The organism is Pseudomonas sp. NY15437, from assembly GCF_048068435.1.
Classification (GTDB): domain Bacteria; phylum Pseudomonadota; class Gammaproteobacteria; order Pseudomonadales; family Pseudomonadaceae; genus Pseudomonas; species Pseudomonas nitroreducens_B.
The window spans coordinates 106,226-120,590 of the sequence record NZ_JBLUQC010000014.1 but is presented as its reverse complement, the minus strand read 5'-3'; the positions used below and the strand labels follow the sequence as shown (position 1 = coordinate 120,590).

17 protein-coding genes are annotated in these 14,365 nt (G+C 68.4%); 8 read left to right on the top strand and 9 right to left on the bottom strand.

Annotated elements, in window-relative coordinates; genetic code table 11:
• Positions 1–4: 4 nt before the first annotated feature.
• Positions 5–322 (bottom strand): Mpo1-like protein, encoded by a 318-nt coding sequence (locus ACNFIA_RS25870; RefSeq protein ID WP_416789826.1) that lies wholly within the window; start codon positions 320–322, stop codon positions 5–7.
• Positions 323–470: 148 nt separating this feature from the next.
• On the opposite strand from ACNFIA_RS25870, the gene ACNFIA_RS25865 reads away from it, so the two are divergent.
• Positions 471–1,469 (top strand): AraC family transcriptional regulator, encoded by a 999-nt coding sequence (locus ACNFIA_RS25865; RefSeq protein WP_416789825.1) that lies wholly within the window; start codon positions 471–473, stop codon positions 1,467–1,469.
• Positions 1,470–1,714: 245 nt separating this feature from the next.
• On the opposite strand, the gene ACNFIA_RS25860 is transcribed toward ACNFIA_RS25865, so the two are convergent.
• The gene (locus ACNFIA_RS25860) at positions 1,715–3,169 is read right to left on the bottom strand and encodes a TrkH family potassium uptake protein (protein ID WP_259753874.1); all 1,455 of its coding nucleotides are present in this window, start codon (positions 3,167–3,169) and stop codon (positions 1,715–1,717) included.
• Between the two features lie 155 nt (positions 3,170–3,324).
• Between ACNFIA_RS25860 and ACNFIA_RS25855 the strand changes: the two genes are divergently transcribed.
• A complete protein-coding gene (locus ACNFIA_RS25855) occupies positions 3,325–3,696 on the top strand; it encodes a YkgJ family cysteine cluster protein (protein WP_259753876.1) in 372 nt (123 codons plus the stop codon).
• A gap of 77 nt (positions 3,697–3,773) precedes the next feature.
• Positions 3,774–4,334, top strand: a complete 561-nt coding sequence (locus ACNFIA_RS25850; protein ID WP_416789823.1) for a nitroreductase family protein — start codon at positions 3,774–3,776, stop codon at positions 4,332–4,334.
• On the opposite strand, the gene ACNFIA_RS25845 is transcribed toward ACNFIA_RS25850, so the two are convergent.
• The 7 genes from ACNFIA_RS25845 to ACNFIA_RS25815 form a co-directional block, all read right to left on the bottom strand.
• Entirely contained in the window at positions 4,315–4,809 is a 495-nt protein-coding gene (locus tag ACNFIA_RS25845) for a hypothetical protein (protein ID WP_416789821.1), read from the bottom strand. The genes ACNFIA_RS25850 and ACNFIA_RS25845 overlap by 20 nt on opposite strands.
• Before the next feature lie 26 nt (positions 4,810–4,835).
• Positions 4,836–6,170, bottom strand: a complete 1,335-nt coding sequence (locus ACNFIA_RS25840; protein WP_259753882.1) for a sensor histidine kinase — start codon at positions 6,168–6,170, stop codon at positions 4,836–4,838.
• Positions 6,171–6,263: 93 nt separating this feature from the next.
• Complete coding sequence (locus ACNFIA_RS25835) at positions 6,264–6,725, bottom strand: Spy/CpxP family protein refolding chaperone (RefSeq protein WP_416789819.1); 462 nt, start codon at positions 6,723–6,725, stop codon at positions 6,264–6,266.
• A 169-nt stretch (positions 6,726–6,894) separates the two neighbouring features.
• On the bottom strand, positions 6,895–7,572 hold the full coding sequence (locus ACNFIA_RS25830) for a response regulator transcription factor (RefSeq protein WP_259753885.1): 678 nt from the start codon (positions 7,570–7,572) through the stop codon (positions 6,895–6,897).
• 13 nt (positions 7,573–7,585) lie between these two features.
• Complete coding sequence (locus tag ACNFIA_RS25825) at positions 7,586–8,008, bottom strand: translation initiation factor 2 (IF-2, GTPase) (RefSeq protein WP_259753887.1); 423 nt, start codon at positions 8,006–8,008, stop codon at positions 7,586–7,588.
• A gap of 101 nt (positions 8,009–8,109) precedes the next feature.
• The gene (locus ACNFIA_RS25820; RefSeq protein WP_416789817.1) at positions 8,110–8,409 is read right to left on the bottom strand and encodes a YciI family protein; all 300 of its coding nucleotides are present in this window, start codon (positions 8,407–8,409) and stop codon (positions 8,110–8,112) included.
• A 1-nt stretch (position 8,410) separates the two neighbouring features.
• Positions 8,411–9,004, bottom strand: a complete 594-nt coding sequence (locus tag ACNFIA_RS25815; RefSeq protein ID WP_259753889.1) for a septation protein A — start codon at positions 9,002–9,004, stop codon at positions 8,411–8,413.
• A gap of 181 nt (positions 9,005–9,185) precedes the next feature.
• Between ACNFIA_RS25815 and ACNFIA_RS25810 the strand changes: the two genes are divergently transcribed.
• The 5 genes from ACNFIA_RS25810 to scpB all read left to right on the top strand — a co-directional run bounded on the left by ACNFIA_RS25810 (position 9,186) and on the right by scpB (position 14,265).
• Positions 9,186–10,061 carry a PHP domain-containing protein gene (locus ACNFIA_RS25810; RefSeq protein WP_416789816.1) on the top strand — a complete coding sequence of 292 codons (876 nt, stop codon included), beginning with the start codon at positions 9,186–9,188 and terminating at the stop codon, positions 10,059–10,061.
• A complete protein-coding gene (locus ACNFIA_RS25805) occupies positions 10,058–10,687 on the top strand; it encodes an L-threonylcarbamoyladenylate synthase (protein WP_259753891.1) in 630 nt (209 codons plus the stop codon). The genes ACNFIA_RS25810 and ACNFIA_RS25805 overlap by 4 nt, the downstream gene beginning before the upstream one ends.
• Positions 10,688–10,748: 61 nt before the next feature.
• Positions 10,749–11,984, top strand: coding sequence for a tryptophan--tRNA ligase (locus ACNFIA_RS25800; RefSeq protein ID WP_416789815.1), 1,236 nt, complete (start codon positions 10,749–10,751; stop codon positions 11,982–11,984).
• Positions 11,985–12,300: 316 nt separating this feature from the next.
• Positions 12,301–13,155, top strand: a complete 855-nt coding sequence (locus ACNFIA_RS25795; RefSeq protein ID WP_416789867.1) for a segregation and condensation protein A — start codon at positions 12,301–12,303, stop codon at positions 13,153–13,155.
• Positions 13,156–13,236: 81 nt separating this feature from the next.
• Positions 13,237–14,265 (top strand): SMC-Scp complex subunit ScpB, encoded by a 1,029-nt coding sequence (gene scpB, locus ACNFIA_RS25790; RefSeq protein ID WP_416789813.1) that lies wholly within the window; start codon positions 13,237–13,239, stop codon positions 14,263–14,265.
• Positions 14,266–14,365: the final 100 nt, after the last annotated feature.

The following is a 14,365-nucleotide window of genomic DNA, read 5'->3' as shown; positions in this document are numbered from 1 at the left end:
GGGCTCAGAAGCGGATGCGGCCGGTGAAGGCGTCCTTGAGCATCACCCAGTCGCCCATCAGCGACCACAGCGGGTACTTGAAGGTGGCCGGGCGGTTCTTCTCGAACACGAAGTGGCCCACCCAGGCGAAGCCATAACCGGCCAGCGGCATGGCCAGCAGCCACAGCCACTGCCCGCTGACGAGGGCGTAGGCGAGGATCGACAGCACCAGCAGGCTGCCCACGTAGTGCAGGCGGCGGCACACGGGGTTGCTGTGCTCCTGCAGGTAATACGGGTAGAACTCGGCGAAGCTCTGGAATCGATCGGCGGTCTGGGTGCTCATGGCGCACCTCCTGTTGTTGTGGTGGCGCCAGTGTAGGCCGCCGCCTTCAGACTTGCGGATGACATAGGGGGCCAGTTTAGTATCCCCCTGTGCCGCCGGCCTATCCGACCGTTCGGCGCGGATCACCACCATAACCAGAAGAAATTGCATGCCTGAGCGTACGACCCTGTCGAGCTGGGTGCGGGGGATCGTCCAGTCGCTGGAGCTGGAAGGCCTCGACTGCCGCGCGCTGTTCACCGAACTGGAGCTGGACTTCGCCGCTCTCGACGACCCCGACGCACGCTTCCCGCAGGACGCCATGAGCCGTCTGTGGAACCGCGCCGTGGAGCTGTCCGGCAACCCGGCCATCGGCCTGAACATTGCCCGCGTGCACACCCCGGCGTTCCCCGTGGTGGGCTATGCGCTGATGTCCAGCCGCAACCTGGCCGAGGGCTTCGAGCGCCTGGAGCGCTACCAGCGGATCATCGCCGAGGGCGCCGACCTGACCTTCCGTCGCCTGCCCGAGGGCTGCCTGTACCGCATCGTGGTGCATGGCGATCGCCTGCCGGTGCCGCGACAGAGCGCGGAGTGCTCGCTGGCCAGCCTGATCGCCATGCTGCGCTGGATCACCGGGCGGGCGATAAGGCCGCTGGAAGTGCGCCTGGCCGGCGAGGCGCCGCCGGATGACGAACCCTACCGCGCGCTGTTCCAGGCGCCGCTGAGTTTTGGCCACGCGGACTGCGCGATGCTGTTCTCCCACGAGGACATGAACGCGCCGCTGCCCACCGCCAACGAAGAACTGGCGCGCCTGCACGACCGCTTCGCCGGCGAGTACCTGGCGCGCTTCGTCAGCAGCCGCTTCAGCCACCAGACGCGCCAGGTGCTGTGCCGCCTGCTGCCCCAGGGCGAGCCCAAGCGCGAGAGCGTGGCGCAGGCGCTGCACCTGTCCGAGCGCACCCTGCAGCGCCGGTTGCAGGAAGAGGGCACCAGCTACCAGCAGTTGCTCGACGACACCCGCCGCGAGCTGGCCCAGCAGTACCTGGCCACGCCGCGCATGACGCTGCTGGAGATCGCCTACCTGCTGGGCTTCTCCGAGCCGAGCAACTTCTTCCGCGCCTTCCGCCGCTGGTTCGGCAAGACGCCGGGGGAGTACCGCGAAGAGCTGTAGTACCGGCTCTTCGTAGGAGCGAGCTTGCTCGCGAAGGGATTCCCGGCGGCTGCGGCGTCAGGCGGTTCGCGAGCAAGCTCGCTCCTACAAAGGCTGCGCCACGTGCCGGCGCTCCCGGTATGCGCGTTTGTAGGATGGGTGGAGCGCAGCGATACCCATGCTGCCGGTGCCGGGATTGACGGGTATCGCTTCGCTCCACGCCATCCTGCGGCGTGTTCATTTGGCCAATGGGGCTGTCAGGGCGATCAATGCCGCCAGAACGCCGGGGTGAACAGCACCAGCACGGTGATGATCTCCAGCCGCCCCAGCAGCATGCCGCCGCACAGCAGCCATTTCGCCGCGTCCGGCAGCGAGGCGAAGTTGCCCGACGGGCCGATGATCGGCCCCATGCCCGGCCCGACGCCGGCCACGGTGCTGGCCGCGCCGGTGAGCGAGGTCATCCAGTCCAGGCCGAGGAACGACAGGCCCAGCGCCAGGCCGCCGACGGTGGCGCCGAAGAAGAACGAGAAGGTCAGGATCGAGCGCACGATCTCTTCGTCGAGGCGGTGGCCGTTGTAGCTCTGGCGGATCACCGCGCGCGGGTGGATCAGCTGGTACAGGCTGGCGCGCAGTAGGGTGTAGGCCACCTGGAAGCGGAAGATCTTGATGCCGCCGGCGGTGGAGCCGGAGCAGCCGCCGATGAAGCCCAGGTAGAAGAACAGCATGATCGAGAAGTGGCCCCACAGGCTGTAGTCGCCCAGCGCGAAGCCGGTGGTGGTGACCACCGAGGTGACGTTCACCGCGACGATGCGGAAGGCGTCCAGCCACGGCAGGCCGGAGTTCACCGAGTACCAGGTGCCCATCACCAGCCAGGTGAACACCAGCAGGCCGAGAAAACCATGCACCTGGTGATCGCGGATCAGCGCCTTGCGGTTGCCGCGCAGCGTGGCGACATAGAGCACGAAGGGAATGCTGCCCAGGATCATCACCATCACCGCGACCCAGTGCACCGCCGGCTGGTGCCATTTGGCCAGGGACTGGTCGGAGGTGGAGAAGCCGCCGGTGGAGATCGCCGACATGGCGTGGTTGAGCGAGTCGAACAGGCCCATGCCGGCCCACCAGAAGGCCAGGGTGCCGGCGATGGTGATGGCGACGTACACCCCGACGATGTACTTGGCCACCATGTGCGAGCGCGGCATGACCTTGTCGGAGCGGTCCGAGGATTCGGTCTGGAACAGGCGCATGCCGCCGATGCGCAGCATCGGCAGGATGGCCACCGCCATGGCGATGAAGCCGATGCCGCCCAGCCAGTGCAGCAGCGAGCGCCAGATGAGGATGCCCGGGGACATCTTGTCCAGCCCGGAGAGGATGGTCGAGCCGGTGGCGGTGATCCCCGACATGCTCTCGAAGATCGCGTCGGTGAAGCTGATGTGCCGGGCGAACATGAAGGGCAGGGCGGAGAAGAAGCAGACGATCACCCAGCTCGACACGGTGAGCATGTACATGTCACGCGGGCGCAGGTGCACCTGCTCGGGGCGGCCGGGGATGACCATGCCCAGCCCGCAGGTGAAGGTGATGATGGCCGACCAGATGAAGGGGTGCAGTTCGTTGGCGCGGCCGTAGTAGAGCAGCGTGGCCATGGGGACCAGCATGGCGACCGCCAGCGTGATCACGAAGATGCCGATGATGAATCCGAGGGTGCGTAGTGTCGGCAGGGCCATGCGCTGAGGTCTGAAACAAGTGGGAATCGGCCATTTTACCTGTCGTCCGCCGCCTGTAAACCGAGTGAAATCTCCCTCTTCACAAGCGCAACGGGATGGATAGAATCTGCCTTCGCCCGCCGGCGCTCGCCGGTTTCTCTGGTGCTTTCGCATCCATGTCCACTCACAATCCGTGTTTGAATTGCGGCGCCTGCTGTGCGCATTTCCGTGTGTCCTTCTATTTCGGCGAGTGCCGCTCCGCCGGCGGTGTCGTCCCCGATGAACAGGTCGTCCAGGTCAGCCCGCACCTGGTGGCCATGCGCGGTACCGACGTGCGCCCGTCGCGCTGTACCGCGCTGCTGGGTGACGTCGGCTGCGGGGTGCGCTGCACCCTGTACGAGCAGCGCTCCTCGACCTGCCGGGAGTTCGAGGCTTCCTGGACCGATGGCGTGCACAACCCCAACTGCGACACGGCCCGCGCCGCCTATGGCCTGCCGCCGCTGACGCCGCCGGTGTTGCCGACCCTGTCGCCCGACCGGGTGGCGTGAGGCGCGCTCACGCGCTGGGCAAATGCGAACCCTTTGCGTCTACAATGGCGGCTTTCGAGATTGACTGGAGGCAGCCCATGGAGGCTCTCGACGCGTTGCTCAACCGTGTGTCCCACGCCCGCCTGAGCGAGCCGGCACCCACCGCCGAGCAACTGGATCGCCTGTTCCGCAGCGCGCTGCGCGCCCCGGACCACGGGCAGCTGCGCCCCTGGCGCTTCCTCACCGTGGCGGGCGAGGCGCGCACGGCGCTGGGCGAATTGTTCGCCCGCGCCATCGCCGCGAAGGAGCCGGACGGCAAGCCCGAGGCGCTGGACAAGGCGCGTGCCATGCCGCTGCGCGCACCGTTGCTGGTGGTGGCCGTGGCGCGCCTGCAGGATCACCCCAAGGTGCCGGAGATCGAGCAGTGGCTGGCGGCGGGGTGTGCCGCCCACGGCATCATCCAGGCGGCCTACGTGGAAGGGTTGGGCGCGATGTGGCGCACCGGCCCCCTGGCGTTCGATCCGCTGGTGCGCGAAGGGCTCGGCCTGGCGGAGAACGAACGCATCGTCGGTTTCATCTACCTCGGCACGCCGGTCGGCGAATTGCGCCGCCCGGCGCCGCTGGACCCGGCCGAGTTCGTCAGCGCCTGGCAGGGCTGAGCGGCAGCTCCAGGCGAACGGTCCAGCTCCCGGCCTGATTGGCAGAGCGGGGTGCGCGCCAGAGCAGGTGCCCGCCCTGCCACGCGGCCAGGCGCCGCGCCGGCGGCAGCGCCTCCGGCAGCCAGCCCAGGGCGTGCGGGTCGTAGCCCTGCAGGTCCAGGCGCAATTCGCCGTGTGCGGAGCTGAGCGACAGTTCCAGTGCCGCGTGCGGATGGTGCGCCAGCGCTCCTTCCAGTAGCGAATCCAGGGCTTCGCCCAGCGTGTCGGGCCAGCTTTCCAGCGGCCAGGTGCCGCTCTGCGGCAGGCTCAGGCGCAAGCCCGGCCAGCGTGCCCGCCATTGGGCGGCCAGGCGCGCCAGCTCCACCGCCAGCACCAGGTACTGCGGGTCGTCATAGGGCTCGCTGCGCAGCAGGGCGGCCGGCGGCAGCGGTGGTTGCGCGGCGGGGATCGGGGTAGCGAAGGCGGGAAGGCTCATGCTGGCTCTCCGTGAATACGCTCGGTTCAGGCGGTCTGGCGACGCAGCGGCAAATCGATGCTGGCCAGGAAACCGCCGTCGGGGTGGTTGCTCAGGCGCAGCCGTCCGTGGTGCCGCTCGATGGCGCGCCGGGCGATGGCCAGGCCCAGGCCGTGGCCGGGGCTGCTCTGGTTGGGCGCGCGGAAGAACGGCTCGCCCAGTTGCGCCAGGTGGTCTTCGCCGGCGCCGGGGCCGTGGTCGCGCACGCTCAGGTGCAGACGCTCGCCTTCGATCTGCGCCTGCACCTGCAGCGGCTGCTCCGCCGGGTTGAAGCGCAGGGCATTGCGCAGCAGGTTGTCGAGGGCGCGTTCGAGCATGTCCGGCCAGCCGTCTACGGCCAGGTGCGGGGCGATGTCGAGCTGGATGTTCTGCTCCGGGTAGAGCAGTTGCGCGTCATCGCGCAGGCGCTGGAACAGCGGCAGCAGTTCGATGCGGCTGGTCGGGCCGGGCTCGGCGTCGAGGCGGGCGAGGGCGAGGATTTCGCCGATCAGCGCCTCCAGGCGGTCGCATTCCTGCTCCAGGCGCGGCCACATGGCGGCACGCTGCTCGGGGTCGGCGCGTTCGGCCAGGGCCAGGGCGATGCGCAGGCGCGCCAGTGGCGAGCGCAGTTCGTGGGAGACATCGCGCAGGAGCTGGCGCTGGCTGCCGATCAACCCTTGCAGGCGGGCACCCATGCGGTTGAAGTCGCGGGCCAGCACGCCCAGTTCGTCGCCGCGGCGGGACAGGCGGGCGAGGCTGTCCTGTTGATAACTGGTCTGGCCGAGGTCATGCACGGCGCGGCGCAGGCGGTTCAGCGGGCGGGTGATGGACAGCGTCAGCAGCAGGCTGAACACGGTCAGCACCACCAGGGCGATGCCCAGGGCGCTCAGCGGCCAGAGCAGGCTGCTGCGGTGCCAGGCCTGCAGCGTCGGGTGCGGAATACGGTAGATGAACAGGTAGGTCTGGTCGGTGCGGCTGCTGGTGTATTCCTGGCTCAGCTGGCGCCAGGGGAAGCGCGGCAGCTCGTTGCGGTCGAAGTTGCCGCGCGGGCGTGGCGGGCGCGGCAGGTAGGTGCCGTTCACCAGGCGCTGGCCGGTCTCGTCGAGCACCTGCACCGAGAGCTCGTATTGCTGCCGGCGGCTCTCCAGCAATTGCTGGGCGGCATCCGGGCCTTGCGTCTCGTAGAGCAAAGTCCATTGCTTGGCGATGTCGTGCAGCCCGGGATAGCGGGCGATGACCCAGGTGTCCTGGTTCAGCGCGCGGCCCAGCAGGATCGACAATCCGGCCACCAGCAACAGGGCGAGCCAGAAGGCGGCGAGGATCCGCCAGAAGAGTGAACGCATGGTCTTCCTGTTCAGCCGCATGGTGTATCCAGTGTCGGGGCTTCATGGCAGGGCGCCGGGTCGAAACCCGGCGCCTGCGGTGGCTGGAGCGAATCAGTTGCTCTTCGCGCCGTCCTTCTGGGCCTTCCAGCTCTGGAATTCAGCCCATTCGGCCTTGCGCTGTTCGCGCTGCTTCTTCAGCTCGTCGAACTTCTTCTGCTGTTCGGGGGTGAGGATGCCGCGAATGCTGGCGTCGGTCTTGTCGTGGTTGGCCTTGAGCTCGTCCTGCATGGCTTTGCGGTCGGCTTCGGGCAGCTTGTTCCAGTACTTCTCGGTGATCGCGCGGCGATCCTTCATCGAGTCGCCCATCACCTTGCCGACTTGCTGGCGCTGGTCCTGGGTCAGGTTCAGTTCGCGGAACGCGCCGCCGTGTTCGCCGCGCGGGCCGTGCATGCCCGGGCCTTGTTCCTTCATGAACGGGGCGGGCGGCGGAGCGTCGGTCGGCGCCGGAGTGGCCGCCAGCGCGACGGTCGGCAGGGCGGCAGCGATCAGCAGGGCGGTCAGGGTCTTGCGCATGGTGTTTCTCCTTTCAGGGACCGGTCGTTACCGGATGAGCCTAGTCTAGGGTTGGCAAGGTCAAGGGCGGTCAGCCACAGGTAAAGCTTCGGTAAAGATTCGGTGAAGCCCGGCTGGAAACCTGGCGACGCGCATGCCAGAGCGGTCCGCGCGCCCGGCGCGGCAAGGCTCAGGCGGCGTAGAAGTAGCCGCGGCCGCGCAGGGCGAGGATGCGTGGGCGGCCGTCGGGGTGGCTGCCGAGCTTCTTGCGCAGGTTGCTCACGTGCATGTCCAGGCTGCGGTCGTAGAGGGTCAGCTTGCGGCCCAGGGCGAGCTGCGCCAGGGCCTGCTTGTCCAGCGGTTCGCCCGGCTGGCGCAGCAGCGCTTCGAGGATGCGGCTCTCGGAGAGGGTCAGGCTGATCTCTTCGCCGCCGACGGTGGCGACGCCGCGCGACAGGTTCAGCGCCAGGTCGCCCAGCTCCAGCTGCGCGGTGGGTTGCGCCGGGTGGCTGCGGCGCAGCACGGCGCGCAGGCGGGCGGTCAGCTCGCGCGGGTCGCAGGGCTTGGCCAGGTAGTCGTCGGCGCCCAGTTCCAGGCCGAGGATGCGGTCCAGCGGCTCGCCGCGGGCGGAGAGCATCAGCACCGGCAGGTCCGGGTGGTCGCTGCGCAGCGACTTGAGCAGTTCCAGGCCGCTGCCGTCGGGCAGCATGACGTCGAGCACCACCGCGTCCGGCGCGCGGCTGCCCAGGGCGGCGCGGGCCTGGGCGCCGTCGTGGGCGGCGCGGATGCTGAAGCCTTCCTGGGTCAGCCAGGTGCTCAGCAGTTCGCAGAGTTCGATGTCATCGTCGATCAGCAGCAGTTCACTCATGAAGACGCTTCTTTCAGTTGATCCATTCGCGGCGCGAGCGGCGTCGGCCACGGCTGAGCATGCCCAGGATGAACGCCAGCACGGCGGTGCCGGCACCGGCCACGTACCAGGTCTGCTGCTCGCTGAGCAGGCGCGGCGGCTGGTTGGCCTGGGCCTCGCGCAGTTGCAGTTTCAGCCGCTGGTTTTCCTGGCTCAGGCGGGCGATACGGGCTTCGTCCTGGCTGTTGTCCGCCGGCGTGGCCTGTTGCGCCGCCAGCGCTTGGCGTTGTTGCTCGCTCTGCGCCAGGCGGCTCTCCAGGGCCCTGATGCGCTCGTCGGTGCTGGCGGCGTCAGGCTGTGGAGTGGACAGCGCGGCCTCGCTGGAGGGCACAACGGGGTCCTCCGCGTGGGCGAGCAGGGGCAGGGCGAGACTGAACAGCAGGGGCAGTCGATGCATCGCGACTCCTTGTTCGATGGCAGTACCGACCTCGACGAGGCGGTGGATTCGGCTGCGCATCCCCGGCGTCCCTGCCCTGGGGCTGCAACGATGGTGGATCGTTACGGCAATACTTTCTTGAACGGCTTGACCACGACCTCGGCGTAGACGCCGGCGGCGCGGTACGGGTCGGAGTCAGCCCAGGCCTGGGCGGCGGCCAGGGAGTCGAATTCGGCGACGATCAGGCTGCCGGTGAAGCCGGCGGCGCCCGGGTCGTTGCTGTCGATGGCCGGGTGCGGGCCGGCCAGCACCAGGCGGCCTTCTTCCTTCAACTGCTCCAGGCGTGCGATGTGCGCGGGACGGGCAGCCAGACGGCGTTCTTGGGAAGCGGTGATATCACGGGCAATGATCGCGTAGAGCATGTCAGTCCTTGGGTTTTTCGCCGGTAGGTTCATCGTGCATGTGGCGGGCCAGGAACACGCCCTGGCCGATCAGGAACAGCAGGGTCATGCCCAGGCTGCCGAACACCTTGAAGTCCACCCAGATGCTCTGGAAGGTGAAGGCGACGAACAACTGGACACAGCCGCAGATCAGGAAGAACAGCACCCAGGCGATGTTCAGCTTCGCCCAGAGGGAATCGGTCAGGTGCACGGCATGGCCCATGATGCGCTGGATCAGCGGGCGGTCGCCGACGAAGTGGCTGCCGGCGAAGGCGAGGGCGAACAGCCAGTTCACCACCGGTGCCTTCCATTTGAGGAAGGTCTCGCTGTGGAAGGCCAGGGTCATGCCGCCGAACACCAGGCAGGCGGCCAGGGTCACCCACTGGCCCTTGTCGAGCTTGCGCTGCTTGATCAGCAGGGCGCCGTAGACCACCACGGAGGCGGCGATCAGCACGGCCGTGGCGCTGTAGATCCCCCCGACCGAGAAGCTCTGGCCGGCGAGTTCGACGTTGCGCGGGTCGAGCTTGTAGACGATGAAGAAGAGGATGAGGGGAATGAAATCGATGAATTGCTTCATTACGGCAGCCAGAGCCCAGTAGAGCCGGCATAATACCAACCTGCGGATGAACTGAAAGGGCCATCCGCCCAACGCTGCGTCAGATCATGGTTTCAACGCATTGCCGCGGGAGCGGTGACGCAGAAACGTCTATACAGAAAGCTATCGCGACACAACCCACCCTGCATTCCCTGGAAGCCCCATGCGAGTCGACCTGCACTGCCACAGCACCGCGTCCGACGGACAGCTCAGCCCGACGGCCCTGGTCGAGCGCGCCCACGGGCGCGGCGTGCGCGTGCTGGCGCTGACCGACCACGACACCCTCGACGGCCTGCCCGAAGCGCGCCGCGCCGCCCAGGCGCTGGGTGTGGAACTGGTGGACGGCGTCGAGCTGTCCTGCACCTGGGGCGGGGCGACCATCCACGTGCTGGGCTATGGCTTCGACGGCCAGGCCGAGCCGCTGGTGAAGGCGCTGGCGGATCTGCATCGCGCCCGCTGGACCCGCGCCGAGGAGATCGGCCGGCGCCTGGAGGCCAAGGGCATGCCCGGCGCCTTCGAGGGCGCGCGAGCGGTGCAGGCCGAGCTGGGCGACAGCGAGAACGCCCCGGCGCGCCCGCATTTTGCCGAGTTCCTGCTGCGCCAGGGTTACGTCAAGGACCGCGCCGAAGCCTTCCGCAAATGGCTGGGCGCCGGCAAGCTGGGCGACGTCAAGCAGCACTGGCCCAGCCTTGCCGATGCCGTGGGCACGCTGCGCGCGGCGGGTGCCTGGATCAGCCTGGCGCACCCGTACCACTACGATTTCACCCGCACCAAACGGCGCAAGCTGGTGGCCGACTTCATCGCCGCCGGCGGCCATGCCATCGAGGTGGTGAACGGCCCGCAGCCGGCCGAGCAGGTGGGCGTGCTGAGCATCCTCGCCCGCGAGTTCGGCCTGATGGTCACCGCCGGCAGTGACTTCCACGGCCCCAGCGACTGGTCGGAGCTGGGCCTCTACCGCAGCGTGCCGGACGACCTGCCGCCGCTCTGGCCGCGCTTCGCCAGCGCCGAGAACGCCATCGGGACCAAGGAGACGCCATGAGCCAGTTCTTTCAGATCCACCCGGAGAATCCCCAGGCGCGCCTGATCAAGCAGGCAGTGGAGATCGTCCGCCAGGGTGGCGTGATCGCCTATCCCACCGACTCGTCCTACGCGCTGGGCTGCCGCATCGGCGAGAAGTCGGCCGTGGAGCGCATCCGCCACATCCGCCGGCTGGACGACAAGCACAACTTCACCCTGGTCTGCCGCGACCTCTCCGAGCTGGGCCTGTACGCCAAGGTCGACACCGGCCTGTTCCGCCTGCTCAAGGCGCACACCCCCGGCCCCTACACCTTCATCCTCAACGCCACCCGCGAAGTGCCGCGCATGCTGCTGCACCCCAAGCGCCGCACCATCGGCCTGCGCGTGCCGGCGTGCCCGATCGCCCTGGCGCTGCTGGAGGAACTGGGCGAACCGCTGATGAGCGTCAGCCTGATCCTGCCCGGCCAGAGCGAGCCGCTGAACGACCCCTACGAGATGCGCGACCTGCTGGAACACTCGGTGGACCTGATCATCGATGGTGGTTTCGGCGGCGGCGAGGCCTCCACGGTGATCGCCCTGACCGACGAGGACCCGGTGGTGGTGCGCGTCGGCTGCGGCGACCCGGAACCCTTCATGGTCAACGCCTGAACAGCCCCGGCGTGCTGGCTATACTCCCTCGTCTGATCGTCGAACCCGCGAGGTTGACCGCTTGACCAGCGTCGAATCCCTGCGCCGTGTGCTGTCCGGCATGCGCCCCACCGGGCGCCTGCACCTGGGCCATTACCACGGTGTGCTGCAGAACTGGGTGAAACTGCAGCACGAGTACGAATGCTATTTCTCCATCGTCGACTGGCACGCCCTGACCACCGAGTACGACGAGACCGCCAGCATCCGCCAGCACGTGCGCGACATGGCCATCGACTGGTTGGCGGTGGGCGTGAGCCCCAGCGCCGCCACGATGTTCATCCAGTCCCAGGTGCCCGAGCACGCCGAGCTGAACCTGCTGCTGTCGATGATCTGCCCGCTGTCCTGGCTGGAGCGCGTGCCGACCTACAAGGAGCTGCAGGAGAAGCTGGTCCACAAGGACCTCTCCACCTTCGGTTTCCTCGGCTATCCGCTGCTGCAGGCCGCGGACATCCTGATCTACCGCGCGGGCCTGGTGCCGGTGGGCTCGGATCAGTTCGCCCATGTCGAATTCACCCGCGAGATCGCCCGCCGCTTCAACCACCTCTACGGCGGCGAGGTGGACTTCGAGGACCGTGCCCAGACCGCCATCGCGCGGCTGGGCAAGAAGACCGGCAAGCTCTACAGCAGCCTGCGCCGCGCCTGGCAGGAGCAGGGCGACGCGCAGGCGCTGGAAACCGCCCGCGCGCTGCTCATGGAGCAGCAGAGCCTGACCCTGGGCGACCGCGACCGGCTGTTCGGCTATCTCGAAGGCAGCAGCCGCATGCTGCTGCCCGAGCCGCAGACCCTGACCAGCCACGCGCCGAAGATGCCGGGGCTGGACGGGCAGAAGATGTCCAAGTCGCACCACAACACCATCGCTCTGCGCGACAGCCCGGCGGTGATCGAGGAGAAGATCGCCCGCATGCCCACCGACCCTGCGCGCGTGCACCGCCGCGACCCGGGCGAGCCGGAGCGCTGCCCGGTGTGGCAGTGGCACCTGATCTACTCCGACGACGGTTGCCGCCAGTGGGTGCAGGAGGGCTGCCGCAGCGCCGGCATCGGCTGCCTGGACTGCAAGCGGCCGGTGATCGAGGCGATCCTCCACGAGCTGGAACCGATCCAGGAGCGCGCGCTGGACTACGAGGACAACCCCGAACTGGTGCGCAGCATCCTCGCCGAAGGCGCCGAACGTGCCCGCGAGGCCGCTCGGGAGACGCTGGTGGAGGTGCGGCATGCGATGGGGTTGTCGTACCGGCGGGGCCGCTTTGGCCCTTTGTAGGCGCGAGCTGGCCCGCCACCCGGGCTCCGTCGCGGGGGGGGTGCGCGAGCAAGCTCGCTCCTACAGGAAAACCCCCGCCGAGCGGTGCGATGTGACGCCGCCCATCCCTTGAGCCAAAAGCCCCTCGCGCCGCTCGCAAAAGCAGGGATAATGCCGCCTTCGAACCCCAGCGCCTGACGAGTGGCCGATGAGTGACCTGACCGAGCCGGAAGCCCCCGCCGCCGCCCCTGAATACCAGGTGCCGGTGCAGCTGGCGCTCGTCTACGGCGAGGCCCTGACGGAGCTGCCGCAGGACCTGTACATCCCGCCGGATGCCCTGGAGGTCTTCCTCGAAGCCTTCGAAGGCCCGCTCGACCTGCTGCTCTACCTGATCCGCAAGCAGAACATCAACATCCTCGACATCCCCGTGGCGGAGATCACCCGCCAGTACATGGGCTATGTCGAGCTGATGAAGTCGGTGCGCCTGGAGCTGGCCGCCGAATACCTGGTGATGGCCGCCATGCTCGCCGAGATCAAGTCGCGCATGCTCCTGCCGCGCTCGGCCGAGGCCGAGGAAGAAGAGGAAGACCCGCGCGCCGAGCTGATCCGCCGCCTGCAGGAATACGAGCGCTTCAAGAAGGCCGCCGAGGACCTCGACGAGCTGCCGCGCCTGGGCCGCGACTACGTGGTGCCCACCGTTGCCGCGCCGGATGCGCGGGCGCGCCGGCTGCTGCCGGAAGTGGATATGCAGGAGCTGATGCTGTGCATGGCCGAGGTGCTGCGCCGCGCCGACCTGTTCGAAAGCCACCAGGTCACCCGCGAGATGCTCTCCACCCGCGAGCGCATGACCGAGATTCTGGAACGCCTCAAAGGCGAGGGCTTCGTGCCTTTCATCACGCTGTTCCGTGTCGAGGAAGGCAAGCTCGGCGTGGTGGTGACCTTCATGGCGGTGCTGGAGCTGGTCAAGGAGCAACTGGTGGAGCTGGTGCAGAACGAAGCCTTCGCGCCCATCCACGTCCGCGCCCGTACCGAGGTGCAGGAAGGCGTCGCGCCGGCCGGGGACGACGTGGAGGAGGGCGACGAGGACGTCTTCGAGCCCCGCGAGGCTCCGCCGGCCGAGCTGACCTTCGAGGACGGCCATTTCGACGAGGGCGCCGATGCGCACGGCGAGCCGGACGAAGAGCCGCTCTGATCGTCCGGCGTTGCCCTGGCGCCGCGCTTTGAGTAGCTTTCCCGCCTGAACGGCCTTCTTACCACCTGACCCGAGCCCTCGATGAATCTCTCCGACCCGCAAGAACTGGCGACCCTGCTCGAAGGCATCCTCCTGGCTGCCGGCAAGCCCATGTCGCTGGAACGCCTCGGCGAGCTGTTCGAAGAGGCCGAGCGCCCCGAGCCGCAGCAGTTCCGCGATGCGCTGGCGGTGCTGAGCCTGTCCTGTTCCGGGCGGGCCTTCGAGCTGAAGGAGGTCGCCACCGGCTACCGCCTGCAGGTGCGCGAAAAGTTCGCCCCCTGGGTCGGCCGGCTCTGGGAAGAACGCCCGCAGCGCTATTCCCGTGCACTGCTGGAGACCCTGGCGCTGATCGCCTACCGCCAGCCCATCACCCGCGGCGAGATCGAGGAAATCCGCGGCGTCGCGGTGAACACCCAGATCGTCAAGACGTTGATGGAGCGCGAGTGGATCCGCATCGTCGGGTACCGCGAGGTGCCCGGCCGCCCGGCGATGCTGGCCACCACCCGCACCTTCCTCGACTACTTCAACCTCAAGAGCCTGGAAGAGCTGCCGCCGCTGGCCGAGCTGAAGCTGATGGAACCCGAACCGCAGCCGATCCTCGAGGACATGGCGCCCAGCGTCAGCCTGCCGGGCCCCGAGGAATACGACGAGGACTACGTCCCGCCCTCGCTGCAGGCCCTGGCCGACCAGGCGCTGCGCGATGCCGGCGAGGAGCCCGAGCCCGCGCCGCCGGAAGAGCCGAAGGAGGAAACCAGCTTCCGCAGCCTGCTCGCCGAGCTGGACGAAATGGAGCAGGGCCTGAAGACCGACTTCGACGACCTGATCGACCGCCCGCCGAGCGACGACGAAGACACCGGGGTGGACGCCGACTTCAGCGGCGTGCACGCGCTGCCGGAGGTCGAGCCGCAGGGCGAGGCCGAATCGGCCGCCGGGGACGACACCCCGGCCGCCGCCCCCGCACCGCAGCCGCCGGCACCCGCGCCGGTGGAGGAGGAGTGGGACGAGGAGCGCGCGCTGCGCGAGGCCATGCTCGAGGAAATGGAGTTCAACGCGCGCAATCGCGACCATTGAACCCAGCCTTTGGCGCATTTGGCCGAGGCTTTCCAGCCGTTCGGTGATTGACTTCCGCCGCCAGCGCGACGACCTTATGTGCCGCGTTCGCAAGGCGCTG

Bases quoted from the DNA above. Each gene is read 5' to 3' on its own strand.
- ACNFIA_RS25825 (WP_259753887.1), bottom strand. From the start codon at position 8,008: ATGCATCGACTGCCCCTGCTGTTCAGTCTCGCCCTGCCCCTGCTCGCC.
- ACNFIA_RS25865 (WP_416789825.1), top strand. From the start codon at position 471: ATGCCTGAGCGTACGACCCTGTCGAGCTGGGTGCGGGGGATCGTCCAG.
- ACNFIA_RS25830 (WP_259753885.1), bottom strand. From the start codon at position 7,572: ATGAGTGAACTGCTGCTGATCGACGATGACATCGAACTCTGCGAACTG.
- ACNFIA_RS25855 (WP_259753876.1), top strand. From the start codon at position 3,325: ATGTCCACTCACAATCCGTGTTTGAATTGCGGCGCCTGCTGTGCGCAT.
- ACNFIA_RS25835 (WP_416789819.1), bottom strand. From the start codon at position 6,725: ATGCGCAAGACCCTGACCGCCCTGCTGATCGCTGCCGCCCTGCCGACC.
- ACNFIA_RS25820 (WP_416789817.1), bottom strand. From the start codon at position 8,409: ATGCTCTACGCGATCATTGCCCGTGATATCACCGCTTCCCAAGAACGC.
- scpB (WP_416789813.1), top strand. From the start codon at position 13,237: ATGAATCTCTCCGACCCGCAAGAACTGGCGACCCTGCTCGAAGGCATC.
- ACNFIA_RS25810 (WP_416789816.1), top strand. From the start codon at position 9,186: ATGCGAGTCGACCTGCACTGCCACAGCACCGCGTCCGACGGACAGCTC.
- ACNFIA_RS25840 (WP_259753882.1), bottom strand. From the start codon at position 6,170: ATGCGTTCACTCTTCTGGCGGATCCTCGCCGCCTTCTGGCTCGCCCTG.
- ACNFIA_RS25850 (WP_416789823.1), top strand. From the start codon at position 3,774: ATGGAGGCTCTCGACGCGTTGCTCAACCGTGTGTCCCACGCCCGCCTG.
- ACNFIA_RS25805 (WP_259753891.1), top strand. From the start codon at position 10,058: ATGAGCCAGTTCTTTCAGATCCACCCGGAGAATCCCCAGGCGCGCCTG.
- ACNFIA_RS25845 (WP_416789821.1), bottom strand. From the start codon at position 4,809: ATGAGCCTTCCCGCCTTCGCTACCCCGATCCCCGCCGCGCAACCACCG.
- ACNFIA_RS25860 (WP_259753874.1), bottom strand. From the start codon at position 3,169: ATGGCCCTGCCGACACTACGCACCCTCGGATTCATCATCGGCATCTTC.
- ACNFIA_RS25870 (WP_416789826.1), bottom strand. From the start codon at position 322: ATGAGCACCCAGACCGCCGATCGATTCCAGAGCTTCGCCGAGTTCTAC.
- ACNFIA_RS25815 (WP_259753889.1), bottom strand. From the start codon at position 9,004: ATGAAGCAATTCATCGATTTCATTCCCCTCATCCTCTTCTTCATCGTC.